1 protein-coding gene is annotated in these 351 nt (G+C 71.2%); it reads left to right on the top strand.

Translation table 11 applies throughout. The features are described 5' to 3' along the window. On the top strand, positions 1–351 hold a 351-nt coding region (locus PUR71_RS34770), incomplete at both ends, for a 1-deoxy-D-xylulose-5-phosphate synthase N-terminal domain-containing protein (protein ID WP_329931225.1).

Here is a 351-nt window from a genome sequence, read left to right as displayed (position 1 = left end):
CCACCGTGCTCTCCTACGCCGACGGCCTGGCCAAGGCCAACCAGCTCAAGGGCACCAATGACCCGGTCGTCGCCGTCAGCGGCGACGGCGCGCTCACCGGAGGCATGGCCGGGGAGGCGATCATCAACAGCGCCGACCCCAAGGTCCGCGCGGTCGTCATCGACGTCGCGGCCGAGGAGCGCTCGGAGGAGCCGACCCGCGGCGGCATGGCCAACCACCTCTCCACGCTGCGCACCACCCAGGGCTACGAGCGCTTCCTCTCCTGGGGCAAGCACGCGCTCCAGCGCACCCCGGTGGTCGGCCAGCAGCTCTTCGAGACGCTGCACGGCGCCAAGAAGGGCCTCAAGGACT

The organism is Streptomyces sp. SP17BM10 (assembly GCF_036322405.1).
Classification (GTDB): domain Bacteria; phylum Actinomycetota; class Actinomycetes; order Streptomycetales; family Streptomycetaceae; genus Kitasatospora.
The sequence above is the reverse complement of the archived record's forward strand: the minus strand, read 5'-3'. Positions and strand labels throughout refer to the sequence as shown.